This is a genomic window from uncultured Thalassospira sp. (assembly GCF_963976115.1).
Classification (GTDB): Bacteria; Pseudomonadota; Alphaproteobacteria; order Rhodospirillales; family Thalassospiraceae; genus Thalassospira.
Window position 1 is genome coordinate 262100 of the sequence record NZ_CAXBJJ010000004.1, and the last position, 24429, is coordinate 286528.

The 24429-nt window shown below is 55.0% G+C and carries 25 protein-coding genes and 1 tRNA gene; 8 read left to right on the top strand and 18 right to left on the bottom strand.

Annotated elements, in window-relative coordinates; genetic code table 11:
* Nucleotides 1-137 precede the first annotated feature (137 nt).
* Nucleotides 138-929: a helix-turn-helix transcriptional regulator gene (locus AAC086_RS06410; protein WP_339776690.1), complete on the top strand. Its 792-nt coding sequence runs from the start codon at nucleotides 138-140 to the stop codon at nucleotides 927-929.
* 12 nt (nucleotides 930-941) lie between these two features.
* On the opposite strand, the gene AAC086_RS06415 is transcribed toward AAC086_RS06410, so the two are convergent.
* On the bottom strand, nucleotides 942-1505 hold the full coding sequence (locus tag AAC086_RS06415; RefSeq protein WP_339776692.1) for a hypothetical protein: 564 nt from the start codon (nucleotides 1503-1505) through the stop codon (nucleotides 942-944).
* Nucleotides 1506-1827: 322 nt separating this feature from the next.
* Here AAC086_RS06415 and AAC086_RS06420 point away from each other — a divergent pair, with 322 nt between their 5' ends.
* Nucleotides 1828-2058, top strand: a complete 231-nt coding sequence (locus AAC086_RS06420; protein ID WP_339776694.1) for a hypothetical protein — start codon at nucleotides 1828-1830, stop codon at nucleotides 2056-2058.
* 102 nt (nucleotides 2059-2160) lie between these two features.
* Here AAC086_RS06420 and AAC086_RS06425 read toward each other — a convergent pair whose 3' ends face one another.
* The 3 genes from AAC086_RS06425 to AAC086_RS06435 all read right to left on the bottom strand — a co-directional run bounded on the left by AAC086_RS06425 (nucleotide 2161) and on the right by AAC086_RS06435 (nucleotide 4468).
* A complete protein-coding gene (locus tag AAC086_RS06425) occupies nucleotides 2161-2787 on the bottom strand; it encodes a DUF4347 domain-containing protein (RefSeq protein WP_339776697.1) in 627 nt (208 codons plus the stop codon).
* A 204-nt stretch (nucleotides 2788-2991) separates the two neighbouring features.
* Nucleotides 2992-3900, bottom strand: a complete 909-nt coding sequence (locus AAC086_RS06430) for a 2-dehydropantoate 2-reductase (protein WP_339776699.1) — start codon at nucleotides 3898-3900, stop codon at nucleotides 2992-2994.
* A 271-nt stretch (nucleotides 3901-4171) separates the two neighbouring features.
* Nucleotides 4172-4468 carry a DUF6506 family protein gene (locus AAC086_RS06435; RefSeq protein ID WP_339776701.1) on the bottom strand — a complete coding sequence of 99 codons (297 nt, stop codon included), beginning with the start codon at nucleotides 4466-4468 and terminating at the stop codon, nucleotides 4172-4174.
* 314 nt (nucleotides 4469-4782) lie between these two features.
* Between AAC086_RS06435 and AAC086_RS06440 the strand changes: the two genes are divergently transcribed.
* Complete coding sequence (locus AAC086_RS06440) at nucleotides 4783-5637, top strand: DMT family transporter (protein ID WP_339776704.1); 855 nt, start codon at nucleotides 4783-4785, stop codon at nucleotides 5635-5637.
* Between the two features lie 50 nt (nucleotides 5638-5687).
* Here AAC086_RS06440 and AAC086_RS06445 read toward each other — a convergent pair whose 3' ends face one another.
* Both AAC086_RS06445 and AAC086_RS06450 read right to left on the bottom strand, forming a co-directional pair.
* A complete protein-coding gene (locus AAC086_RS06445) occupies nucleotides 5688-6911 on the bottom strand; it encodes a CaiB/BaiF CoA-transferase family protein (protein ID WP_339776707.1) in 1224 nt (407 codons plus the stop codon).
* A gap of 118 nt (nucleotides 6912-7029) precedes the next feature.
* Nucleotides 7030-8214 carry an acyl-CoA dehydrogenase gene (locus AAC086_RS06450; protein WP_339776710.1) on the bottom strand — a complete coding sequence of 395 codons (1185 nt, stop codon included), beginning with the start codon at nucleotides 8212-8214 and terminating at the stop codon, nucleotides 7030-7032.
* 200 nt (nucleotides 8215-8414) lie between these two features.
* Here AAC086_RS06450 and gcvA point away from each other — a divergent pair, with 200 nt between their 5' ends.
* On the top strand, nucleotides 8415-9335 hold the full coding sequence (gcvA, locus tag AAC086_RS06455; protein ID WP_339776713.1) for a transcriptional regulator GcvA: 921 nt from the start codon (nucleotides 8415-8417) through the stop codon (nucleotides 9333-9335).
* 58 nt (nucleotides 9336-9393) lie between these two features.
* Here gcvA and AAC086_RS06460 read toward each other — a convergent pair whose 3' ends face one another.
* From AAC086_RS06460 to AAC086_RS06470, 3 genes are all read right to left on the bottom strand, one after another.
* The gene (locus AAC086_RS06460; protein WP_339776716.1) at nucleotides 9394-10827 is read right to left on the bottom strand and encodes a hypothetical protein; all 1434 of its coding nucleotides are present in this window, start codon (nucleotides 10825-10827) and stop codon (nucleotides 9394-9396) included.
* A complete protein-coding gene (locus AAC086_RS06465; RefSeq protein ID WP_339776718.1) occupies nucleotides 10824-11990 on the bottom strand; it encodes a hypothetical protein in 1167 nt (388 codons plus the stop codon). Before AAC086_RS06465 ends, AAC086_RS06460 begins: the two co-directional genes overlap by 4 nt.
* Before the next feature lie 405 nt (nucleotides 11991-12395).
* Nucleotides 12396-12986, bottom strand: coding sequence for a TetR/AcrR family transcriptional regulator (locus AAC086_RS06470; protein ID WP_339776720.1), 591 nt, complete (start codon nucleotides 12984-12986; stop codon nucleotides 12396-12398).
* A gap of 119 nt (nucleotides 12987-13105) precedes the next feature.
* On the opposite strand from AAC086_RS06470, the gene AAC086_RS06475 reads away from it, so the two are divergent.
* Complete coding sequence (locus tag AAC086_RS06475; protein WP_339776721.1) at nucleotides 13106-13540, top strand: hypothetical protein; 435 nt, start codon at nucleotides 13106-13108, stop codon at nucleotides 13538-13540.
* A 62-nt stretch (nucleotides 13541-13602) separates the two neighbouring features.
* Nucleotides 13603-13998 carry a VOC family protein gene (locus AAC086_RS06480; protein ID WP_339776724.1) on the top strand — a complete coding sequence of 132 codons (396 nt, stop codon included), beginning with the start codon at nucleotides 13603-13605 and terminating at the stop codon, nucleotides 13996-13998.
* Nucleotides 13999-14293: 295 nt separating this feature from the next.
* On the opposite strand, the gene AAC086_RS06485 is transcribed toward AAC086_RS06480, so the two are convergent.
* On the bottom strand, nucleotides 14294-14647 hold the full coding sequence (locus AAC086_RS06485) for a hypothetical protein (protein ID WP_339776726.1): 354 nt from the start codon (nucleotides 14645-14647) through the stop codon (nucleotides 14294-14296).
* A gap of 197 nt (nucleotides 14648-14844) precedes the next feature.
* Nucleotides 14845-16062: an NAD(P)/FAD-dependent oxidoreductase gene (locus AAC086_RS06490; protein ID WP_339776729.1), complete on the bottom strand. Its 1218-nt coding sequence runs from the start codon at nucleotides 16060-16062 to the stop codon at nucleotides 14845-14847.
* Between the two features lie 115 nt (nucleotides 16063-16177).
* Here AAC086_RS06490 and AAC086_RS06495 point away from each other — a divergent pair, with 115 nt between their 5' ends.
* Nucleotides 16178-17023, top strand: coding sequence for a helix-turn-helix transcriptional regulator (locus AAC086_RS06495; protein ID WP_339776730.1), 846 nt, complete (start codon nucleotides 16178-16180; stop codon nucleotides 17021-17023).
* Between the two features lie 308 nt (nucleotides 17024-17331).
* Here AAC086_RS06495 and AAC086_RS06500 read toward each other — a convergent pair.
* From AAC086_RS06500 to AAC086_RS06515, 4 genes are all read right to left on the bottom strand, one after another.
* A tRNA-Arg gene (locus AAC086_RS06500) sits at nucleotides 17332-17408 on the bottom strand.
* Between the two features lie 148 nt (nucleotides 17409-17556).
* Nucleotides 17557-18081 (bottom strand): acyloxyacyl hydrolase, encoded by a 525-nt coding sequence (locus AAC086_RS06505; RefSeq protein WP_339776732.1) that lies wholly within the window; start codon nucleotides 18079-18081, stop codon nucleotides 17557-17559.
* Between the two features lie 82 nt (nucleotides 18082-18163).
* A complete protein-coding gene (gene pip, locus AAC086_RS06510; protein ID WP_339776735.1) occupies nucleotides 18164-19120 on the bottom strand; it encodes a prolyl aminopeptidase in 957 nt (318 codons plus the stop codon).
* A 60-nt stretch (nucleotides 19121-19180) separates the two neighbouring features.
* Nucleotides 19181-20371: a hypothetical protein gene (locus AAC086_RS06515; protein WP_339776739.1), complete on the bottom strand. Its 1191-nt coding sequence runs from the start codon at nucleotides 20369-20371 to the stop codon at nucleotides 19181-19183.
* Between the two features lie 187 nt (nucleotides 20372-20558).
* Between AAC086_RS06515 and AAC086_RS06520 the strand changes: the two genes are divergently transcribed.
* Nucleotides 20559-22043 (top strand): M48 family metalloprotease, encoded by a 1485-nt coding sequence (locus AAC086_RS06520; protein WP_339776741.1) that lies wholly within the window; start codon nucleotides 20559-20561, stop codon nucleotides 22041-22043.
* Between the two features lie 268 nt (nucleotides 22044-22311).
* Here the strand turns inward: AAC086_RS06520 and AAC086_RS06525 are convergent, their stop codons facing one another.
* The 3 genes from AAC086_RS06525 to fdxA form a co-directional block, all read right to left on the bottom strand.
* Nucleotides 22312-23121 carry a hypothetical protein gene (locus AAC086_RS06525; protein ID WP_339776743.1) on the bottom strand — a complete coding sequence of 270 codons (810 nt, stop codon included), beginning with the start codon at nucleotides 23119-23121 and terminating at the stop codon, nucleotides 22312-22314.
* A gap of 89 nt (nucleotides 23122-23210) precedes the next feature.
* Nucleotides 23211-23711, bottom strand: a complete 501-nt coding sequence (locus AAC086_RS06530; RefSeq protein WP_339776746.1) for a CarD family transcriptional regulator — start codon at nucleotides 23709-23711, stop codon at nucleotides 23211-23213.
* 298 nt (nucleotides 23712-24009) lie between these two features.
* Nucleotides 24010-24345 carry a ferredoxin FdxA gene (fdxA, locus tag AAC086_RS06535; protein WP_339776748.1) on the bottom strand — a complete coding sequence of 112 codons (336 nt, stop codon included), beginning with the start codon at nucleotides 24343-24345 and terminating at the stop codon, nucleotides 24010-24012.
* Between the last annotated feature and the right edge of the window lie 84 nt (nucleotides 24346-24429).

Sequence of the window (24429 nt, forward strand, 5' to 3'; positions counted from 1 at the left end):
TCCTGATCAGACAAAGGCCCGGTGGGTGCGGGCCGGGGCGTCGCCCCGTGTTACCTGGATTTCCTCCAAACTAACCTTGTCAGGATCGTCTGTCTCACGGTAATCTGCCATTGAATATGGCAAACAGGACATTCTCAATGCTTCATCCTGAAAAATCGCCCCCACCCCGCCCCCGGCCCGATATTTTGCCGCGTCCCATTTATGTGCGGATCAGCGATGTGGCGGCCGGGCACTGTGTGGGCACGCATCACCATGACTGGTATCAGTTGATCTATTCCAGCGAAGGAACGATGACCGTCACAACACAAGCAGGCATATGGGTTGTTCCGCCGCAGCGCGCCGTATGGGTGCCGCCGGGCATTGATCATGCGGTTGCCCATTCAACATTCTGTCGCGCCCGCCACATCTATATTGATCGCAATGCCCCGGCGGACCTGCCTGAAAGCTGCATGGTGATCGAAGTAAGCCCGCTTTTGCGCGAACTTGTCCGCGCAGCCACCCAAATACCGGTCGAATATGACGAAGATGGCAAAGAAGGCCGCTTGATCCGCGTTTTGCTCGACCAGCTGGCCGCATCGGCGCATACCACCAACCTGCATCTTCCCGCCCCCAAGGATGCCCGCCTGTCGCGAATATGCGAACATTTGCAAGCAGACCCCGCCGACAACCGCACACTTGAAGCATGGTCACATGATTGCGGGGCGTCGTCGCGCACGCTAGCACGGTTGTTTCTGCGTGAAACCGGCATGCCGTTCCGCGAATGGCGCCAGAAACTTCGCCTGTTATATGCGCTGGAAAAACTGGCCCATCACCGGCCTGTCACCCAAATCGCTCTTGATCTTGGCTATGAAAATACATCGGCCTTTATCGCCATGTTCCGCAAGGCAACCGGCAAAACACCGGGAACTTATTTCAACGCGCCGCACTAAAGATACCCGCCTCTAATCGTTGCCGGGCCTGAACGGATATGTCGGCGGCAGGATGTTGTTATCGTCCGGTTTCAGGCCGTTCTGATAGCGCGAAGTTGCCTGCGGCCCGTTGCGCCCCGTGCGGCGTGTTTCTGAACACAAATTGTGGATTTCAACGGCATCGTCGATGGTCCAGCTTCGCACCCTGTCCCCTTTGCGCCGACCGGGATGATCGGCACCAAAACCACTGCCGCCGTTTTCTTCCGCCAAAAGGCTTAAAAGACGTGCCAGATCCGGCAGCGCCTCAATCACGGAATGAAGGGTGGCAAGGCTATTGGAAAGTGCGCCCGGCGTCACACGCGCATTTTCAGACAAAGGTTGCGGGCTTTGGTCATTACGGGCACTGGCACAACAATCCTGGTCTGTCACATCCGCAGTATCGGCAACAAGGTTCAAAACCTTGAACTTGGTCCATACCTGATGGTTCGGCTCACCGCGTCTGCGGCCCGGATTAATGACAAAGCGTGTGGCATTGGGTCCACGATAATTCGCCTCGCCCTTTCTACGGGTGGGATTCTGATCACCGACCGTATGCATTTTCTCCTCCTGAGAAGCCGCAATACCTTATGTTTCAGGCACGTCCCGAAACAGGATTGTTCTTACTACCTATAAGATCACCAAGAATAACAAGTTTTACGCATAATTGATACACAGAGATTCACGATACCACCCCACGTCACTTGCAGGCATATAGCCAAGACTTACGAACTGATAAAGCACTCTCAAACCGACAAACGGTTGATTGAGACAGGGAACAGACAAGGATGCAGGGTGACAATATTTTGTCGAACCGGTGTTTTTTTTGCGCGCATTTTCATCATTTCCAGATCGCAAACTTTCACCTTCTGCAAACGGAACCATGACAGAATTTAAAGCGTGGATCGGGCAGTGCCATTTGCAAGAAATAGCAAATGGCACTGAATATCGTTGTCTGGCTGCCATCCATCCCGGTCATCTGGTTGAATTTGGCCGCAAAACAGATATGGGTTCCCCCGACGCCCCCGACGCCCCCCTGATTGCGGCACAATATTCGTTTTGTCCCTTGCTTAACAAAAAGCCGGAGACCACCGCATGGCCTCCGGCTTTGTGACTGGCACAAAATGCAGCTCTACCTCCCCCGAGTGTGCCACTATTCCTGCCAGTCGAGCGCAGACGTTTCACCGCTCAAGCATGAAACATCGCGCTATGACCCTCAGGACCGACGACGCCCGTCAGACCGGCGGTCGATACCAGAACGCCGGTCAATGTTCGACATAGCAGATGAATATCGCTCCGCACTGTCATCATCGTCGTCAATTGTGATCGAATGCGAACGCATGCCTTGCTGCCGGTCCTTGCCAACATTAACCAGCGCACCGGTAAAGGCCTCAAGCGACGCACTTAGCACCCGGTCAAAGGCAGGATCGGTCACCGCACAGCCGTGAAAAAAGAAAAATGCGTCATTGGCCAGTCCGCGCCGCCAATTGCGGAATCTTTGCGGATGGCGACGCAAGCAGGCGGTATCAAGCATCGCCATGCCCAGCATCAGGCCATCGTTACAGGCACGGCCAAAGACATGCACCGTTTGAACATTCTGACGTTGCGATAACACATTTCCGATCACCAAAAGGCCATCCTGGCCAGCACCGATCAGGAAAATTTCAGCAATCCCGGCATAGCGCCAGACAATGGTTTCGATATCCCCCAGAGACTGATCAATGAAAACAAGGCAACCTGCCCGCCCCTGACGTGCCCCGAAACCCGCTTTGCGAACCGTTTCTGACAATTTCCCGAGCGGGAAAGACGCCAGCTGATTAAGGGAATAATTCCCGTTATTCATAGATGCCCCCTACCTGCGGTCATCCTGCGTTGTGAATAATGTCCCATGTCGTCGCACATTTCATTAGGCGACTGTTATTTTACCTATACGTGTATCTGTACCGCAAACTATACGACTCGTCCAGTTCTAATAAGTTAGGGCGAAAATGCCCCCTGCTTTTCAACCCGGAAGTGACTTTGTGAACGATTTGGCACAGCCGCAAAATCACGCGTCGATTTGCTGGTTTGCCCGCATTTCGAGCAATTTTACCATGGTATATAAAACCTGGTTGGCTGGCGTTGGCAGCCCCAGCTCACCGCCTTTGCGCACGATATAGCCATTCAGATAATCAATTTCACTGGGCTTGCCGCGCATCAAATCCTGCGCGGTAGAGGAATATTGTGCTGGCATGGTTTTAATAATACCCGCAACGGCCTCGCCAACATTGCCGGGCACCGCAACGCCCTGCGCGCCTGCGATGGACAGGCATTCGGCCACCACATTTTCAATCACCGTCATCACACCATCGCCCTTTGCCAGCGTGCCGTAAGGCAGGCGCGAAACAGCCGACAACGCGTTATAGGCGCAGTTTAAAATCATTTTAGCCCACAGGGCCCCTTGCACATTTTCCGACACATCCACCGGGATGCCAGCCGGGCGCATGGTTTGGGCGATCATGTCGCTGGCATCGTCGGGGCCAATAACCAGATCGCCGCGGCCAAAATGGGCAACATGCCCGTCGCCCGCCATGCCCGCCCCCACATAAACCACCGTGGGCACCACAGGCCGTTCAATAATCGCGCTCAGCCGTTCGGCGTTATCCACCCCGTTTTGCAAACTCATTACCACGGTATTTTCCCCCAGATGCGGGGCAATCGCCGCACCGGCACTGGCGGTATCGGTTGATTTCACACAAAACAGCACAATATCGGCCCCTGCCACGGCAGAGGGATCAATGCTGGCAGCCAGGGCGACCATGGTGCCAAGACCCCCACTTTCAAAATGAAGACCGTTTTTGTTGATGGCGCGCACATGCTGTGGCCGCCCGATCAAAACAACGTCATGGCCATGCTGTGCCAGTTTGGCCCCATAATAACAGCCAACCGCACCGGCCCCCATCACCGCAATTTTCATCTTGAACTCCTGTCTTATCTGCAACTCTATGGATCAGACCATAGCGCGCAGAGGCCATTGTGCAAAGCAGATCAGAAGTCCTTAAACCCGTTGCCTGGGAAACCATATCTGGCATCGCCAAAAGGACGGCACCCTAAGGTTTGCTCCCCCAGATGCACCAACAGTCCACTAACGCAACAAACGCCACGGCCCACCCGACATAAAACCACCCCCCAGACACAATAAAGGCCGGATTACCCCCGGCCTTTACGATAAAATACAGGATATTTTCCTAACGAAACCGTTTTAACAAGGCCGCATTTTTGTCATCAAACCCGACACGCCCCACAGGCACGGCCCCGGCAACGGCATCTTGCAGGCGGGCGAAATCTTCGTCGGAAAATCCGCCCCCCAGTTCGATCAATTGTATGCCTTCAGCCACCAGCGCCAAGGCTTCGGCCACCAGTGCATCAATATCGCCACTGGCAAAAATTGTGCTGCTAAAACCATCGCCCGGAAGTGTTGTTCGCAAACCGCCGGGCGGATACCCCTTTGCCTTGATCAGAAATGCGTATTTTCGCAATACCATACGGGGTCCTTTCTTGATCGGGCCTGTCGTATTTCCCACACTGACAGGCGACGCTGCAACGCACAACCCCGAACACCATTTTCCATCGGTTATTTTAATTAAATATTTGAAATTAAACGAAAAACACTCCGTGAACGATCAAGATTCCGCCAAACAAAATTTCATCTGGCGATCATAAAACCCTGCAAACTGCGCACTGCCTCGCCGCAAACACTGCTGACACACAGCTGTCACCACGCATGGCGTAAAGTCTGGTTTCATTAAAAACCGGGGAAACAATGCCTTTATCACCAAAACGGCCAAGCAATCACCATATGACAAGCGGCTTCCAGTTGGTCTGTTTCTCGGCCGTGCTGTTTAGCACGGCGGGTGTTTTCACCAAGGGCGTTGCCGTTGATGCCTGGAGCATCATTTTCTGGCGCGGCTTGGTTGCCGCCCTGTTTGCCCTGGTTTTATTGCTGCTCCGCGGAGAACTGGCGCGCGAAATCCGTCAATTTCGCGGACCGGCCATTTGGGCAACTTTGTTAATGGCCAGTGGCACAGCGGCCTTTGTCCCTGCCTTCAAACTGACAACCATGGCCAATGTCGCGCTGATTTATGCCGCAGCCCCGTTTTTGGCGGCCTTGCTGGGCTGGATATTTCTGCGCGAGCGTCCATCCATCACAATATTTTCCGGCAGCCTTGCCGCCCTGGCCGGTGTGATGCTTATTTTTGGCGGCACATCAACACAGGGGGATTTACTGGGCAATATCCTGGCGGGGTGGATGACCGTGGTCATGGCTGGCATCACCCTTATTTACCGGCGCTGGCCCGAAACACCAACCACCCTGCCCGGCGCGGCATCGGCTATTTTGTTAAGCCCGATTGTGGCCGGTTTTGGCACGCCCGGTACAATTGCATTATCGGAATTTTTAATCCTGATCGGCTTTGGCATCAGCTTTGCCATTGCCTTCATTTTGCTATCGGCCGGGGCCAAACAGTTACCCCCGGCCGAAACGGCCCTGATCAGTGCGCTTGAAACCCCCTTGGCCGTGATTTGGGGCATCCTGTTTTTTAGCGAACGCCCAACCGCCCACACCCTCATCGGCGGGGTGCTGATCATGATTGCCGTTTTTGGCTCCTACGGTCGCCAATGGCAAATCCGGCGCAGGTTGGCCCGGCCAACATAGCAGCGAAACGCGCTTGTCCGCACCTTGCCCGATATCGGAAAAGACACAGGTTAAATAACACCTGCCGCACGCAACCGCGCAATCTGGTCATCACTTAAGCCGCCAATGCTGCGCAGCAATTCTTCGCTATGCTGACCCAATGTTGGCGGTGCAGTTTCATCGACAATCGGTGTTTGCGACATTTTTAGCGGATTGCGAACCGTGGGCACCTTTCCGACCAATGGATGATCCAGATATTTCACCATCCCGCGATGCTTAACCTGCGGGTTCTCAAACACCCGGTCCAGTGTGTTAATCGGCCCGCACGGCACATTCGCCGTCTCTAAAATATCAATCCATTCATCGGTGGTTTTCATCACCATGGCCCGTCGCACCAGCGGCACCAGGTCGGTTCGGTTGGCAACCCGGGCCCGGTTGGTGGTAAAGCGCGCATCGTCTGCCACGCCAGCCAACCCGGCAACCGTGCAAAAACTGGCAAACTGGCTGTCATTGCCAACCGCAAGAATGATATAGCCATCCGCCGTAGGGAAGGCTTCGTAAGGTACAATATTGGGGTGCGCATTGCCCAAACGGCCCGGTGCGGTGCCGGTTGTGAGATAATTCATCGCCTGATTGGCAAGGATGGCGGTTTGCACATCCAACAACGCCAGATCAATATATTGCCCGACGCCGCTTTGATCTCGATGGCGCAAGGCGGCCAAAATGCCAATGGAGGCATAAAGGCCGGTAAAAATATCGGCCACGGCCACACCGACCTTTATCGGCTGACCGCCCGGTTCATGGTCGGGCGCGCCGGTCAGGCTCATCAGCCCGCCCATCGCCTGTATCATAAAATCATATCCGGCCCGCCTGGCATAAGGGCCATCCTGCCCGAAACCGGTAATCGAACAATAAACCAGCCGGTCATTGACCGCCCTTAACGACGCATAGTCCAACCCGTATTTGGCAAGCCCGCCGACCTTGAAATTTTCAATCACCACGTCGGATTTTGCCGCCAGATCCCGAATAATCTGCTGCCCCTCAGCGGTTGTCATATCCACCGTCAGCGATTTTTTACCGCGATTGGCCGACAGAAAATAAGCCGCCTCGCTGCTATCCTCGCCCTGGGCATTTTTGGCATAGGGCGGGCCCCAGCCCCGCGTATCATCGCCGTTACCGGGGCGTTCGATCTTGATCACTTCGGCCCCAAGGTCGGCCAGGGTCTGGCTGGCCCATGGCCCGGCCAGAACACGCGAAAGATCCAGAACACGAATACCACTCAGGGCGCCGGTCATGCTGATATTATCCTTTGACGGAGAATTTTAAGGCGAAAAGAAACGAAAAAACCCGGCCTTTATGAAAACGGGCCGCCCGCCTCACCGGCAAGGCAACCCGTTTTGCAATACAGTTAAATCAGGCCGTAAAAGCCTGAATACCGGTTTGCGCGCGGCCCAGAATAAGGGCATGCACATCATGCGTCCCTTCATAGGTATTGACCGCTTCAAGGTTCATCACATGGCGAATGACATGATATTCATCGGCAATGCCGTTGCCGCCATGCATGTCGCGCGAGACGCGGGCAATATCCAGCGACTTGCCGCAGTTATTGCGTTTCATCAGCGAAATTGATTCCGGTGCCGCGGTGCCCGCGTCAAGCATCCGGCCCAATTGCAAAGCCCCTTGCAAACCAAGGGCAATTTCGGTTTGCATATTGGCCAGCTTTAACTGGATCAACTGGTTTGCCGCCAGCGGACGCCCAAACTGCTTGCGATCTAACGTATATTGGCGTGCGGCATGCCAGCAAAATTCAGCCGCCCCGATCGACCCCCAGGCAATGCCATACCGTGCCTTGTTCAGGCAACCAAACGGCCCGCCCAAACCTTTGGCATCGGGCAGCATGTTTTCGGCCGGCACAAACACGTTATCCATCACAATTTCACCGGTGATCGACGCACGCAGCGAAAACTTGCCTTCAATCTTGGGCGCGCTCAGGCCTTTCATGCCTTTTTCAAGGATGAAACCGCGAATAACACCGTCGTCATCCTTACCCCAAACGATAAACACATCGGCAATCGGGCTGTTGGTGATCCACATTTTGGCCCCGGTCAGGCTAAAGCCGCCATCGACCTTGCGGGCACGGGTGATCATGCTGCCGGGGTCGGACCCGTGATCGGGTTCGGTCAACCCAAAACAGCCAACCCATTCGCCAGTTGCCAGTTTCGGCAGGTATTTTTTACGCTGATCTTCGCTGCCATAGGCAAAAATCGGGTGCATCACCAGCGAGCTTTGCACCGACATCGCCGAACGATAGCCACTATCGACCCGCTCCACTTCCCGCGCCACCAGGCCATAGGCCACATGGTTCACACCCGGTCCGCCATATTCCTCGGGAATGGTCGGGCCAAGCAGGCCAAGTTCGCCCATTTCGCTCATGATTTCGCGGTGGAAAATCTCGTGACGGTTGGCTTCCAACACACGCGGCATCAGGCGTTCCTGGCAATAATCATGCGCCGCATCACGGATCATGCGTTCTTCTTCGCTTAGCTGGGCATCAAGCCCCAGCGGATCTTCCCAGTGAAAATGTGCGCGGCCAGCCATGTGTTTCATCCCTTGATAAATGCAAAATCGGAAAGGCCGCTACGGGCCACAAGGCCCCGTGGGCGAGACGGCGGCATTTCCGAAAGTTTGAAGGTCGGTTTCTGATATCAAGCTAGGCATTGGCAGATGATTTCGCAAATGATAAATCTGTTCAACTTCATGCAAAAAAATCATAAACTTTGGCAACAAAGGCAGATCACATGGCACGGCGTATTCCGGGGTTAAAGGCCCTGTCCTGCTTTGAACAAATCGCCAGACATAGCAGTGTCTCACGCGCGGCAGAGGAACTATACCTGACCCAAAGTGCGGTTAGCCGCCAGTTACAAGGGCTTGAAAGCTGGCTGGGCTGCAAATTGTTTATGCGAAAAAAGCAACGGTTGATCCTGACATCCCAGGGCGAGGACTATTTACAGGCCATTCGCCCTGCCCTGGACCAGCTTGAAACCGCCACCTTAAAACTGTTATCAGGCGGCAGTGACGGCGGGGTTCTGACCATTGCCGCCCCGCCCACCTTTGGCAGCCGCCGCCTGATCCCGTTTTTGCCCGATTTTCGCGCCCGCCACCCCGATATCGTGATCAATTTTATTTCGCGCATCGGCATGCCCGATTTTGACCGCGAACAAATTGATATCGCCGTTGTCTTTGGTAATGGCGACTGGAACGGGCTGGAAGCCCGGCGCCTGGAAGGCGAAGACATGGTGCCCATTTGCAGCCCCGGCCTGATCGCCAATATGGATCACCCCCCACAACCCGATGATTTACGCCAGTTTTCCCTGCTGCACATTGCCACCCGCCCGCATGGATGGCGTGACTGGCTGACAGCGGCCCATTTAACCGGTATTGACGGCGAAAACGGCCCGAAATTCGAGCATTTCACCATGGCGATGCAGGCCGCAATTGCCGGGCTGGGGGTGGCGTTGCTGCCCACCTTTGCCATTGGCGATGAAATGGCAAACGGCAAAATCATTGCGCCCTTTGGCCCGCCACGTGCCAGCCCGCTGCATTATTTTGCCACCTGCCCGCAAAGCCGGGTGCGTACACCCAAAATACGCGCCTTCATGAAATGGCTGGCCGAACGCGAACAAACCCAAGGTCGCAAAACCAGTTTTAAAACGGAATAAAAGAACACCTTAAGCCAGAAGCACAGGACACAGAAAAACAAACCACCGCATGGCGGCCTTACCCGCGCTCTTCAAGGGCGCGCAGGGCCGACATACCCCGGCGACGCAACAAATCAGCATCTTCGGGCCCGTCAATAATTTCCAGCAACCGCACAACCGCCATCAAATGACGCTGAGCCGTCGCGTGATCCGCCATTGTCAGGCGTGATATACCATCAACCCCGGCCCGGCCTGCAAGGTTCAGCCTCTTTTTTATCTCGACCACCGCCTTGGTGGCGGAACTTTGCGCTGCCAGAATATGCGAAATTCGGGCCGTTTCGGCAATTGCCTCGGCCGAAAGTTCGGCTGCCAGCAGTTTTTCAGCATCAAACGGCAGGGCAAATAACGGTGTCACCACGCCCCCGCGCGGCAGCGGGCCCCGGGGGGACTGCGGCAGGGCTTCGGTCACACGCTCGGGGCTGGCACCAAACAGGGTGTTGGCAATGGCCTGACTCACGCGTCGGCGCGTTCCCAACAGCCGTTCGCCCCACGGGCCATCCTTGCGAATGCCAAGTTCGCGGGTAATGCGCACAAACTCAGACGCATACCAGCGCGCAAGCTGTAAAATCTGATGTTCGTTCTTGCCAGATCCAACCCCCTGTTCGATCTCAACAACGATTTCCGTCAGCATATCAATAACCATGTCGCCCGCACTGGCAAGGTTGGTACTGCCCAGCGACCGGTCGTCGGCCTTGGTCGACAGCACCCGGATCACCTTGAACAACTCACTGGGGCGCAACAACCGCATCAGAATGGACGACATAAACTGGGTTTCGTACCCGGTTTTTTCCTGCGATACCTCGATGAATTTTTCGCGCAACCACACCAGATCGGAATTGCTTAAACTGCGGATCGGGGCCGATGGAAACCGGTTGCGCATATCAACAATCGGTTCGGCAACCCGTAACATCCGGGCAATGGCGGCAAAGGGCTTTAAATGCACCCGCGCGCCCAGTCGCGTTGCCAGGGCACGTTCATGCTTGACCCCCTGTTCGGATATCGCAACCTGCTGTTCAATGCAGATTGCAGCCTCCTTCCACAGCCGCCTTTCTGAACTATGGATGCGGGACTTGTCATTGGCTTCCGCCGCTTCTTCCAGGTCCTTGCATGCCTTGTGAAATTCGGCAGATGCACTTTCGCAGACCACATTCCAGATCGGCACCAATGACGGGCGACCGATACGTATGCTGGTTTCCCCGGGCAGCCCCGACGTCAACAGATCCTCGAACGGGGTACAAAACTGCCGCATCGGGGTGGGATAACGCTCCGGCTTTAGCGATGCCAGCCGGGGACGCAAAATTTGTAAAATCTGATCGTGGGGCAGTGGCAAACGCGGCGCATTGCGGTCGCTTTCGATCGCACGGGTAAATTTGGTAATTTCAGCAGTACTTAACGAGTCAAACAATTGCTCAAGCTGCGAAATGGATGGGCCTGCGCCCCCGGTTGCCTTCATACAGATGCCTCCCGAAAACGATCCAGCCGCGTGACCATATCGGCATCCACTTCGTCAGATCCCAGTTTGCGCAATTCCGCCGCCCACATCATCTGATTAACCCGAATATCGGTCCAGAATTGATATTCTTCGGGTTCCAGTTCGGCAATCGGGATCACCGGCAAAAAACTGGCCAGTTCCTCAAGGGCATCGCGCTGTTCTGTCCGGTTAAGCTGCATGGCCATCCGCCACCGCCCAATCAGTTCTTCCCAGCCGTCTAACAACCACCATAGCCGGTCAATGCTGCGGTCAATTTCACGCTGCGCCTTGGGCCAGTCGACCAAAACGGCCCCCATATCGTTGCTCCAGCGATCAATAATACGCAGCCAGCGTACCGCATGGTCATAGGTGGCCCCGGCACCGTTTATTACATGGGTCGCCATGAACCGGATATTGGACATTTCCGACATTGACCATTCCTCAAGCTCGCTCGACAACCGGCGAAGCCCATTGACCAGATCACGCAACGGGCCAGAACACCCATCGGTTGCCAGCCCGACCGGGCTGGTCAGAATGCTCCACTGCTCAAGACTGTCGATCACGGACTGATTGGCCGCACCGGCATCGCGGGCAAACCGGTCCAGCGCCGTGCGGGCACGCTTTTGTCCCTCAAGCGTTGCCAGATCGGTTATTTTCATATCCTGCACGCCGTCGCCGCCAAGCTTGCGCAAGGCCTGGTAAACCAGGGTCAACTGGCCGGTATCGCGATGGACTTTTTCCTGTTGGTCAAGCAAGTCGGCCTCGCGGGCCAGGCGAATACCACCAACGCCGGTGCGGGCAATCTTGCGAGAAATACGGCGTAAAATTGCAGGATTGGGCTTCGAAACCACGGCCAGTTCTTCAAACAGCATACGATCATGCACTGACAGATCAAAAATCTGGCGCATGGTCTCCAACGGCATTTCATAGGTCCCCAAGCCCCCTGAAAGACCCGGCAGATTGATCACCAGCTTGTTATAGGGATCACGAACAACGCGGGCAAACCGCAACGGGCGCGTTGTAAACGGTGTTCTGACCCCACGCCCCTCAAACGTTTTGGGTAACGCAGACAGCGGATTTGGCTTCCCCGAAAGACTGCCATCCCGGCCCTGTGGACCCTGTTGCAGATGTTGTTGTCTGGTCATCCTGCCTATCGATCAGCCTTTCTTTAAACGGGAAACCCCACCCACAAGTATAATCCATCCTTCTCAAGAAGATTACACTCTATCCCGGAGACCATATTTCATAAAAGAACCCGTCCCGACAACCCCATTGCCGCGGAAAACCTATGGTCGCCGTCATATTTTGCAAATTTGACATCATAAATGTCATGTTTTTGCAAATAACGCCTCAATTCTGAAGACCCCCCAACGCAAAGCTGATTTTTCGAGCCGAAAAGTTAGTTAAAATCTCGAAGCCGAACACAGCAATTATCAACCACAGGTGTTTTTATTTTCCTTTACGTGGTGATAGCGATCAAACAAAAAAAGACCCGGATGCAACATATCCGGGTCTTTTTAAAAACTGGTGCGCACCCCGATAGACAGACTTCACTCGACGTTACGCACTGCTTCAGACACCACCAGCTGCGCAATTCGCTCGGACAACCCGGGATCATTCACGGCGCGCGCAAGCGTGACGCCTCCCGTGAGCAAGGCAAGCAACAAAAGTGCCCGGTCTTCTGGCGAAGTGCCCTTTGCATAGCGCGGCGCATCTTCCGGCAAGCCAGCGGCAATTTCGCTGACCAGACGTTCCAGCTCCCTGGTATATGCAAGCCGGGTATCCTCATCTGACCGCATGACGTCGGCAGAGAGTGTCGGCAAGGTGCAGCTATCTCCAAGGTCGCAGGTTCGCTTATAGCCGAGATAGAAACTAACAAAGACCTTCAGCCACCCCCCAGCCTGTTCGGTTTTCAACGCTGCGATTCCTTGGCGCAGTTCTTCCATACCTGCCAGAATGGAGGTGCGAAAGGCCTCACTCTTGGTCTTGAAATGACCATAGAACGCCCCATTGGTAACGCCCGCCGCCTTCGTCAGCGCATCGATACCTGCACCACCATAGCCTTCTTTACGAAATACCTGTCCGGCAGCAATGACGACCTTCGCCCGCGTTTGCTTCTTGTGCTCGGCGCTATAGCGCATATCAACCTCCTTTAAGAGCATTCACTCTTTATTATTTACATAGAGAGTGAATGGTGTTTATTAATAGAGAGTGTTCGATATATATGCCTTACAGCACCTTTTCAAACAAGGAGAAGACCATGCCCATAACACTCACGATCCCGGAAGGGCTCTTGTCGCCTGCCGTTCAGACCGAAACCTTTGCCAAATTGACCGACGTGCTCCTGGAGGTTTGCGATCTCAGTGGAAATGCCTTCATGATGGCCAATATCGTGGGCTCGATCCATACACTGTCGGCAGGCCGTATCCTTGCCGGTGGCAAGCCGGTTAATGCCGCATTCATCGAATTGAAACTGCCTGAAATCGCCGTGGCGACACCGGAAGCAAAACGCGCTTTCATCGAAAGAGCAACAGATGTGGTGGAAAAAGCGGCCAACGGCAAGATCAAACGCGAGCATATCTGGTCGAACATTGTGTACGCACCCGAAGGAGCGTGGGGTATTGCGGGGCGGAGCTATGCGAATGCCGATCTGGGCGACGCCATCGCCAGATCCGCTGAGATAAATAACGCCTGAACGAGATCCACCCCGGGCCGGACCTGAAAAGTCTGGCCCGGATTGAACAGGAAGAGGACATTATGCAGCTTGCCAATTATTTGTTTTTCACAACCCAATGCGAAGAAGCTCTTTCCTTTTACACCGCTTGCGGGCTGGGACAGGTGAGCGTCCTGCTGCGCCATGGCGATCTGGATATCCCGGTTGAGGACGCTGCGATGGCAGGCAAAGTGATGCACGCCCGCTTCGAGGGGCCAGGTATCCTGTTTTTTGCGTCCGACAACCATGATGCAGAGCCAATGCGCGGCTCCTCCCACATCCTCCTTATGAAAGACCGCAGCAAGACGCTAAACTTGTTTGACAGGCTGGCAAAAGGAGGACGTGTGACCACACCTCTGGCGATGCAGCCCTGGGGAAGTTATTACGGCAAGCTGACCGACAAATTCGGAGTCCAGTGGATGCTGGACTGCATTGTTTAGGTACTCTGCCGTCAACAGCTCAGGCACCGTGAACCCCTTCTTCGAACTTTGAAAATGGAACGAGACCACCGGCTGCATATATGGCAATAGCGCGAAATCTGCAGTTCCCTATTACGCATGGCATGATGCCGAAATCCCCGGAGCTATCGGCCATCGCGAAAAAATCATGAAATTTGGTGCACCGCGCCGAGTGAAGATGAGAACTATGTCTACGCTATAGCCCTCCTTTAGCTCGATCTGGAATCCGGCCCCCATCTCCTCAATTCTCTTAGCAAGCCGTCACCACGGGGGATGATCACGGGGCCAACGCCACGTCGCGATGAGGTGAGGCGACGAGCGCGCGACCGAGTTGTTCGGCCTCCGGCATGGAGCCAGCCATCTTGACCGGAACACCGAAAGCCTTTTCGAGCATGGCGGATTTGGTCACCTGAAATGCGCGCTTGAGGCTACTTTCTTCGATGCTAATCAGCCCTTTGCAAACCGCTGCCAAGGCTCGGCGATTTTCTTTCAGCCATCGCGCCCGAAGTCTTCTCCCTTCCTGGGCTCGTCTTCTCGGTTCGCCAGTCTGCGGGGCGTCGCCCTCGTTGAAATCCGACGGGAAAATGATAACGAAAGCCTCGCCGCGGGCGATTAAAAATGCCGGGACCAAACATTTAGCGTCTCCATTTCCCACTGCCACTGGTCAGCCGTTCCCGGCATTTTTTCCAGATCACTGGCTTGGACGATCGGAAACTGCGCTATGTTGTGCAATTCAAAGTTTCTATCGCAATCTGACATCAACGACTCCCCGCGGCCAATTCAGCTGCTTCAATCAATAGCTTTCCAAGATGATAATGATCCGGGCAGCTAACTTATTTCAGGCGCTGTACCGGAAACTCCGAAGAGCTTCGCGGCTCCCCGGTTGGATATGGTCACAGCCTTCGATGCCCAATCGCGCATGACGCGCTCGTACCCGGCAACAATCTGGACGAGATTGTGTTGCGGCATTTCAGCGTTGCTCAAGGCGTCGGCAAGCGCCAGGGCATCTCTCAGAGCTGTATTGGCTCCAACACCACCTGCGGGGCTCATCGCGTGAACGGCATCGCCGAGCAAGGTCACGGGACCCGATCGCCATTCGACCTCGGGTCGGCCGCTTCTCACCGGTAGCATCGCCACCGCCGAAAGATCGGTTCGGTCCATGATTTGCTGAAGCGCGGGATGCCAGTCTTTGGTCAATGACGAAAGGATGTCACCGAGAGCCGACCCGGCGGCGGGAGCATCCGTCATGGCTAGTCCGAGACGGTCGCGGGAGCCGATAACAGCCCAATAGCGGTAGTCGTCGACATCCGTAAGCTTGCAGCCAGGAGCAATCGACCGGGCGATGGCTGACAAATCGTCCTCAAAGCGCATCTCGTCGATGATGGCGCTGTAACCATCTGCAAATACAACGCTCGTTCCGGCATAGGCATCCGTCGTCTCGCCCAGCCGGTTCAGCGCGGATTTACCGTAAATGCAAACGGCGCCCGTATCGCTCGGTGTGGCATGGGGCACCAGTTGCGTCCTGACTCGGGAATTCACGCCGTCGGCACCGACCGCCAGACTGGATACGACCGGATCGGCAGCATCGAAAACAAGTTCGACCCGGCCATCCTCCAATATGCGGAAATTTTCGAAGTCGTGCCCAAAATGAATGTTCTCCTTGATCCCGCACATCAGGATTTCACGCAACGTCTGACGGTTGACGCTCAGGTCGGGGCTTTCGTTTGGGCCATGCCCCGATGATCCGGTGCGCCAGCTTTCAGGCACTCGTCCCGTCGCTTCTTCCATCTGGGGCGTGATGAAGCGACCCTCCGTGGCGGCGGTCGAAGCCGTCTGCCGGAACAGCGCGTAAAGGTCGGAGGGCAACACCGCCGCCAAAGCGTGCTGCCCATCGGCATCGATCCTGATCCGGTACCCCTGTATGCGGCTGTCGGGTGCAGGGTCACGCTCGTAGACATCGAAGGCTATCCCCGCGCGGTTGAGGCCTTGCGCCAAGACCAGCCCCCCAAGCCCTGCACCGATAATGGCAACGCGAAACTCACTCATGCTGCTCTCCTGTCGTCGTTATTTCTCGGCTTTGCCGATCTCTTCATCAGAGTTGCACGAAAATGGACCGGGATGATAATGGTATATGGACAGAAAATAGTGATTTTAGGCCAAAATGAATGCGACGGTGAAAAGCCCTTCGGATGGGTATAGCGATTGGAGCGAGGGACCCTCGCTCATCGCGATCCGGGGAGACGACCTTCCGGGAAATGAGTATCGTCTCGGGACACGCGAGTATGATTGGCATCATCATCTGCGCGGTCAGGTCTTCTGTGTCGAAGCGGGCCTGATTCATGTGACGACGATGAACGGCACATGGCTGCTTCCGCCGCATCGCGCTGGATGGATTCCGCCCGGTGTGCCGCACAAAGTTCGCGTCAGCGGAGCCTTAAGTGGCTGGACGCTTTTTCTCGCGCCGCAGGTGTGCAACGATTTTAAGAAACAGCCCTGCGTCATCGGCATCAGCGAAGTGCTTCGTGTCCTCGCGTCCAGGGCCGTTGAATGGAACAAGGATGTCTTACTCGCCCCGGAACAAGAGCGCATTGCCGCAGTGATCCGCGATGAAATCCGCCAGGCGCGACATGAGGCGCTGTACCTGCCGATGCCATCGGACGCGCGCCTGAAAAAGATTGCGCACGCGCTTCTCGAAACCCCCGGCAGCACCCGCACGCTTGAAGACTGGGCTTCGTTCGCAGCGATGTCGCCCCGGACCTTGCGCCGCCTGATCGTGGCAGAAACAAGCCTGAACTTTAGGCAATGGCGTCAACAGGCCCAGCTGACACATGGTCTGGATATGCTCGCGCGAGGAATCTCTGTGGCAGAGGTGTCCGACGAATTGGGCTATGCGTCGCCTAGCAATTTCATTGCGATGTTCAAGAAAGCTTTTGGTGCCTCGCCCGCGCGTTATTTCGGCCGCACGCCTCATCGGCCGCTAGCGACTCGGCTCGGTAATGTGCGGTGACCACGTGCAATGTCGAACGGAGGAAGGGCAGCCCGCAGGGCTAAAAAAGCTGCCTTATTCAATTGCGCTGATGTTGGCGGCGATTGCGGCTTTGTATGAAGCGGTCATATTTCTGTCCTTTGCTGGGTTGGGCTAAGGACAGTACAGCCCTCTTGGCGAGGGACTGCCAGTCGAAAAAGAGCAACAATTTTGCGAAGTGCCGTTATGCAGAATATGTTGCCAAACTGTGCAAAAAATCGCGCGCCGCTATATCACGTCAGTATCGTTTCGGCAGGGATCGCCTGCCAAAGAGGAGAATCGGCGGAAAATGGTGCGCCCGACAGGATTCGAACCTGTGGCCCCCAGATTAGGAATCTGGTGCTCTATCCTGCTGAGCTACGGGCGCATACTCCGATAAAGGGTGATCTGACTTAGCAGGTTCATCCCCACGGATCAATTATTCGATACCGTGCCAACCAACTTTTCAAAACACAAACCCATGAAAGTGCATTCGGCAGGGCCGATACGCCAATCATGTAGCAAAACCGCATGTGTCAGTTAAAAATTGCCGAAACCGGCACCGTATATGTCAACGAAATCACTTCGGCACCAGGATTGATATCGCCAATATCAGCATTGGAAATATGAGCGAACCCCAGCCCGACGCGCGCTTTGTTATCAAAACGATAGGCCACTTCAATACCGGATCGAAACTCGATCCAATATCCAAGGTCCTCGCCATCGCCCTCGTGATAGGCCCCGACGGAACTGTAAAACGATGTGGCAAAATGTTCGCCCCATAAAACATCGGCCATCAGACCACCATATCCATGAACCGCATGATCTGACGTCACCATCACACCACCAATCGGCCTTAAAACACCGAAAAAGGCGTGATCATCGCGATAATCAAGCCGCATCTCGGCAGCATTATCGCCGTCACCAACGTTAAATATCCCGGTAGAAAACCCAATTTGCGCAACATCGTTGCTGCTGCTTGAAAATTCCTGCGCCTGACATGCATCAGCCACACAAAAAGCTGCCAATCCTGCCAGTACACCCCAAAAATTTACGCGCATTTAGTGTTCCCCGCACATCTATCTAACTTAATCTTATCAAAGCAAGCCACCAAGGCAATATTTCAAATGCGAAGACCGGCCGCTATTTCGGATATTTGGCGGCAAACAAATCTGTCGCCCGGACAAGTTCGCGGATCGTACCCGGCTCGCTGGCGGCATGTCCGGCATCGTCAACAATCACCATGTTGGCTTCCGGCCAGGCTGCGGCCAGATCAAACGCATTTATCGGCGGACACACCAGGTCATAGCGCCCCTGAATGATGGTAGCGGGCAAATGGCGTATCCGATCAACATTCGCCAGCAACTGATTTTCCGAAAAGAACCCCAGATTAACAAAATAATGATGTTCCAGCCGCGCCAGCGCCAGGGCAATTTCATCGCCTTCAAAACTGTCAACCAGGCCTTCATCGGGCAACAGGGTGCAACATCTTGCTTCATATCCGCTCCAGGCGCGTGCCGCCTGATTTGCGGCGTCTTGCCCGTGTTTGCCCGCAAAATACGCCCCATACAAATCCAGCAAGGCCTGCGCGCCGGGGTTTTTGGTTTCCCCCACCGCGGCAAGAAACTGCTGTTGCGCATCAGGCAGAAAATTGCCCATGCCCGTCATGAACCAGTCAATTTCCGATGGCCGACATAAAAAGATCCCGCGCAACACAAAACCCAACGCCCTTTCCGGATAGGCCTGCCCATAGGCCAGCGCCAGCGTCGACCCCCACGAGCCGCCAAAAACCAGCCATTTTTCAACATTGCGCGCGGCGCGCAGGGCTTCAATGTCGCCAATCAGGCCCTGGGTCGTATTGTTTTCAAGCGACCCAAATGGCCGCGATTTACCCGCCCCCCGTTGATCAAACAAAATCACCCGGTATTTCTCGGGATTGAAATAACGTCGATGGCTCGGTGAAATTCCGGCACCGGGGCCACCATGCAGGAAAATAACTGAAATTCCGTCCGGATTCCCGGTTTCTTCCCAGTAAATTTCATGCCCATCAGGGCGCGTCAGCCAGCCGGAATCTCGCGGGTCTATTTCTGGATACAACAAGGCTTACCCCTAAATTCATTCAAACATTACAAAGCTGGCACGGCACAAACAGGCACCGCGTCAGTTCCTATCAGATCGGGCCAAGCCGATACACAACGACGATAAATCGGTGAGGGCAATATAAGGCCCGCCGCGATTTTCAATCATTCCCCGGACCAAAACAGAACGACCGATCCAGTCTTCCAGCGCAATGCCCGCCCCGGCCAAGACTGCAACCTGTTTGCTGTCCAGGGCAATGGTAAAATCACGCCGCCAGTCCAAACCAAAATTCAGATAACTGCGATATTGCTGCACCTCAACCGACGCCAACCGCCCCTGCACCACCGCAAACTGGCCAATACCGGCCTCGACAAACGGCATGGCCCAGGCCGTTTCAGCCTCCTGGTTTGCCGCAAAAGAATAAAGCGGTCCTTTTTCGCGGCCACTCTGGCTTGTCTGTCCCCACATCCCGCGTTTGGCGTGGCGCGCTGCTTCCTCCAGACCGGTCAGCCGCGAAAGGAATTCTCCCCGCTGCATTTTCACCGTTTTTACCGGCATGGCAGCACTGGCATTGCCCGCTATGACCCCACGCCGCTCATCCTGCTCCGATCCTGTCCCTAATGACGAAGGCGAAGGCGAAGGCGAAGATGAAGGCAACGGCATAAGCCACGATATTTCGGCATTTTTATTGTCGGTTTGGCGGGGCAAAACCATTGCCAACCCGGCCAACACCAGTTTTTCCTGCCACAAAGCCCCATCAGATGTGGCAAAATACACGGGGCGCCTTGGGTCCTTCCCGGCGGGCGGCACCCGGTCTGGTGCCAGTTCTTCGCGTCCATCAAGGGGCACGACAGCAACAACATCGCGGTAATTTTGTTGCATATAAGCCAATACAGCATCGCGCATCGTTGGAACAATCGCAATATCAGCCAACCGCAACGGGCCACTTTGCCGCAAATCGACCAGGCCGGTGGCAAAAATATCGTCAATATGACCTGGCTGTAAAAGTCTCACAGATTGATAAGGGGAAAGGCTGGTTGCCTGCAGGTTTGTCGCAACACCGCATTGATACCCCGTCGCATCGTTTGCCCCATCGCCCCGCTGCAACGAACTGTTTTTTATCGATATGCCAGGCATAACTGAACTTTTGCCAAAATCCGTCTTGGCATTGGCCCGCATCGCCCATCCGATGCCCACAATCAAAACAAGGGCGCAACAGCGTCGCATCGACAATTGCGATAAATTTCCAGCATTTTTGCCAGCACGGGCCATATAATGCAGTCTCTCCTTTTGGAAGATTGATCCCCGTCGCGACACGCGCTAGGAAACTAAAGATTGCCTGCACATGGCACAAGCATGCAGGCAAAATGATGCACAACAAAAACCACAACAGGGCCCCTATCTTTTCCCTGTTGAAGACAGCAGCACCAATAGCGGGCAAAAAGCGGAGGCTAAGATAGTGACAGGTTGGCAAAACAAGCGCAAAGCACGAACAGCATCCCTATGGATTGCCCTTGGATTGATGAGCGGACTGGCGGGCTGTTCAACAAACCCCGCCACTGGCCACGATACCTTTACCGCCTTTATGCCCCCGGCACAGGAAGCCGAGGTTGGCGCAAAAGAACATCCGAAAATCCTCAAGGAATTTGGCGGCAGTTACGATGCTAAAGACCTGCCGACCTATGTTTCCGAAATTGGCAACAAACTGGGGGCTGTAACCGAAACCCCCGATCAGAAATTTACCTTCACGGTTCTCGATTCGCCCATCGTCAATGCCTTTGCCCTGCCCGGCGGGTATGTTTATGTCACCCGCGGCCTGTTGGCACTGGCATCAAACGAAGCTGAACTGGCCGGGGTGCTGGCCCATGAAATCGGCCATGTTGTCGCCCGCCATTCGGCCCAGCGATACAGCCGGGGGGTGTTAACCCAGGTTTTGGCCGGTGGGCTATCGGCAGCCATTGGCAACGGGGCGGGCGAGGTGATTGGCATGGGGGCGAATGCCTATATGCAGTCCTTTTCGCGCGAACATGAATTTGAGGCTGACAAGCTCGGTGTGCGCTACCTCTCGCGCGCCGGATATGACCCGGCGGCAATGGCCAGCTTCCTTAAAAAACTGCGCGCCCATTCGCGATTGCAGGCCGAACTTGCCGGACGCTCGCCCGATGATGTTGACCAGTTCGACATTATGGCAACCCACCCGCGCACGGTGGACCGTATCGAACAGGCTCGGGCGGCCGCCAATACGCCGGTATCTGGCACCCCGCGCCTGGAAACGGTGAAATACATGACCGAAATTGACGGCATCATGTATGGCGACGGCCCGGAAAACGGCTTTGTCCGGGGACGCAAATTTGTGCATGTGCCGCTGGATTTCTATTTTGAAGTCCCCGACGGTTTTTCCATGATCAATCAGCCCGATGCAGTGGTTGCCAAGGATAATCAGGGCGCAACCATCATTTTTGAAGGCGCGCCTGCGGCTGTGGTCCAAAGCGGCCCCCGTGCGTATCTGCAACGCGGATTTTCCAAATCGGTGCAACTGCGCGATATTCAGGCGATTGATGTCAACGGCCAAAAGGCCGCAACAGGCTCGGCCGATATATCGCTTAAATCCGGGACAAAGGCCCGCTTACGCGTGGTCGCCATCGTCCATGGCACATCGGCCTTCCAGTTTCTGTTCCTGTCCCCGCTCGACCGGGCAGACAGCTATAATCTCGACCTGCGCCGCACCACATACAGCTTCCGGTCCTTAACCAAGGCCGAGAAAAAGCAATATCACGCCCTTTCCATCCGGGTTCGCGCGGTTAATCCCGGCTATACCGTTGATACCTTTGTAAAATCAATGGCGGTTGACCGCCGCCCCGAAGAAACATTTGATGTGCTAAACGGTATTGAAAACGGTCAGCTTCCCCCGGAAGGGTCGCTGGTGAAAGTGATCGACGAATAATATTCCGTCGCGCGACCACAGAAGCGATTGGCAAGGGCTTCGTTGAGCCCGCCCGCCGATTGAGGGGCTCCTTGACCGGTTCCGATCTATAACCGTTGGGCAAACGCTGTGTAAATCGCTTTTGGTCAACCAAACCGGCAACAATACATCGCCCCAAACAAACGAAACCCCGTCAGCTTATAGTGAACTGACGGGGTTTTCATTTTGATATCGAAAAATGACAGGCCCGGTTATGACCCCAGCCCGCCCTCAAACAAGCCGTGCTGGCTTAACTTTCAATACGATCAACAATCTGGCCATTGCTGCCAATGGCGGCCGCCACCAGCTTGCCGCCGCGCCCCGCACCCCCATCAAGGGACAAGGTATATTCGCGTTCGGAAATGCCCGGCTTATTGTTCGATGCGCCGCGAATAATGCGGGTGCAGTCATAATAACGTTCGGTAATCGCCTCGAACATCGACGCCCCCCACCAGAAAGTATCGGTTTGCGCGGTTAAGGCGCGCGAGGAATCCAGCCCGGCATGAACAAAAATCAGCGAGCCGTCATTGACGTAAGCGGCATGTTTAAGGTCCGCCATCAATGCCCCGTGGCCGTCATGACGGCGTAAAGCATCGCTAAGATGCCCGGTCCATTGCGCAATCAAATGTGCGCCCTGGCGCATGGTTGCCTGCACCGTGGCCGGGTTAAAGCCATAAGCCCGGACAATGCCCGCCGCCCCGCGTGACAACATCCATTCAAAAACTTCGCCAGGATTGGGGGCAAACTGCAATTGCTGCAATTTGGTCAGCATTTCTTCGGCGGCACCGCGCAGAAAAACGATATCGGCCAGATCAACGCCATCCTGGGCGATGAAAAACCGGCGGAACAGCAAAACTTCATTAACGGCGGCAACCACATTTTCACCCGGGCCATCGCCCCAGTAATTGCCGGTATAAACCAGCCGGTCACCCGCACGAATTTTGCGTGCCAGCTTGGCGTGCACTGCCTGCAATGCCCCGATATCGCCATTAATGGCCCCGACGACCCAAATATGATCGGCAGGCTTTAACGACGCCAGAACGGCTGCTGCTTGCGCCATGACATGCTCCTGATGAAAAAACCGGCCCAAGAATAATACCCGGACCGGCTTTAAGAAAGTGTATCTGATGATATAACCGCAATTGCGGATCAGGCAGCTTTTTGCAACAGCTTTTCCAGCCGCCCCGATGCCTTGTCCTTGTCGATTTTTTCGATCGCGGCCAGTTCATCTACCAGGCGCTCGAAGGCGGCTTCGTAAATCTGGCGTTCGGAAAAAGATTGTTCGGGCTGGGTCGCAGAACGGTGCAAATCGCGCACGACTTCGGCAATTGAAACAGGGTCACCCGAATTGATTTTTGCTTCGTATTCCTGGGCGCGACGCGACCACATGGTGCGTTTAACGCGCGCGCGGCCCTTAAGCGTGATCAGGGCTGAATCCATCTGCTTTTTAGAGGACAGCTTGCGCAGACCAGAGTTACCCACCTTGTTGACCGGCACGCGAAGTGTCATACGGCTGGAGTCAAAAGAAATCACATAAAGGCGCAGTTCCTGACCTGCAATTGCCTGGGTTTCAAGGCCATCAACACAGCCAACACCATGCGCAGGGTAGACAACAAAATCGCCAACAGTAAAGGGCAACTTATCCGACATCAAAGCTTCCTTCCGGCCCACAAGAGCCTGGTCATTTAAAACACCTTGGTCCCAACGACGCGAAGGGCACCGTACGACCATGCTTTTGGCGTAGTCGCGGTAACAGACAGGTAATAAAACGGAAATCCGACAGTGCGGAATAGAGCCTGCCGAGCCCTCAACGCGAAGACCAACCATAACACAACTGACCGGCCGATCACAGAACTTTTCTGTGCGGCCGGTTCAATGCTGCCATGCGCAGAAATAATTTCTGCGCTGTTTTAAAGGTTTGTCGCACCGCGAAGGTCAACAATATCAATCAATCACCGGAGCCAGGGGCCTCGGACAACAGATCGGCCTTGCCAGGTTTGCCATCCCATTCGGCGGCATCTGCCGGTGCATCACCCTTACGGGTAATATTCGGCCAGACTTCAGCAAACTTGCGGTTAATTTCCAGCCAGTTATCCAAATTCGGTTCAGTATCTGGAATAATCGCTTCAGCAGGACATTCGGGTTCGCAGACACCGCAATCAATGCATTCATCAGGATGAATAACCAAAAAGTTTTCACCTTCATAGAAGCAATCGACGGGGCAAACCTCGACGCAGTCCTGATACTTACACTTGATGCAGTTTTCTGTCACCACATAGGTCATGGTGTAACTCCGTACAGGTTGCGGGGCCTGTGGCGGCTGCGCCCACCGTCGGCCTACTTTCTCTCTCGGCCATTGGTTATCACG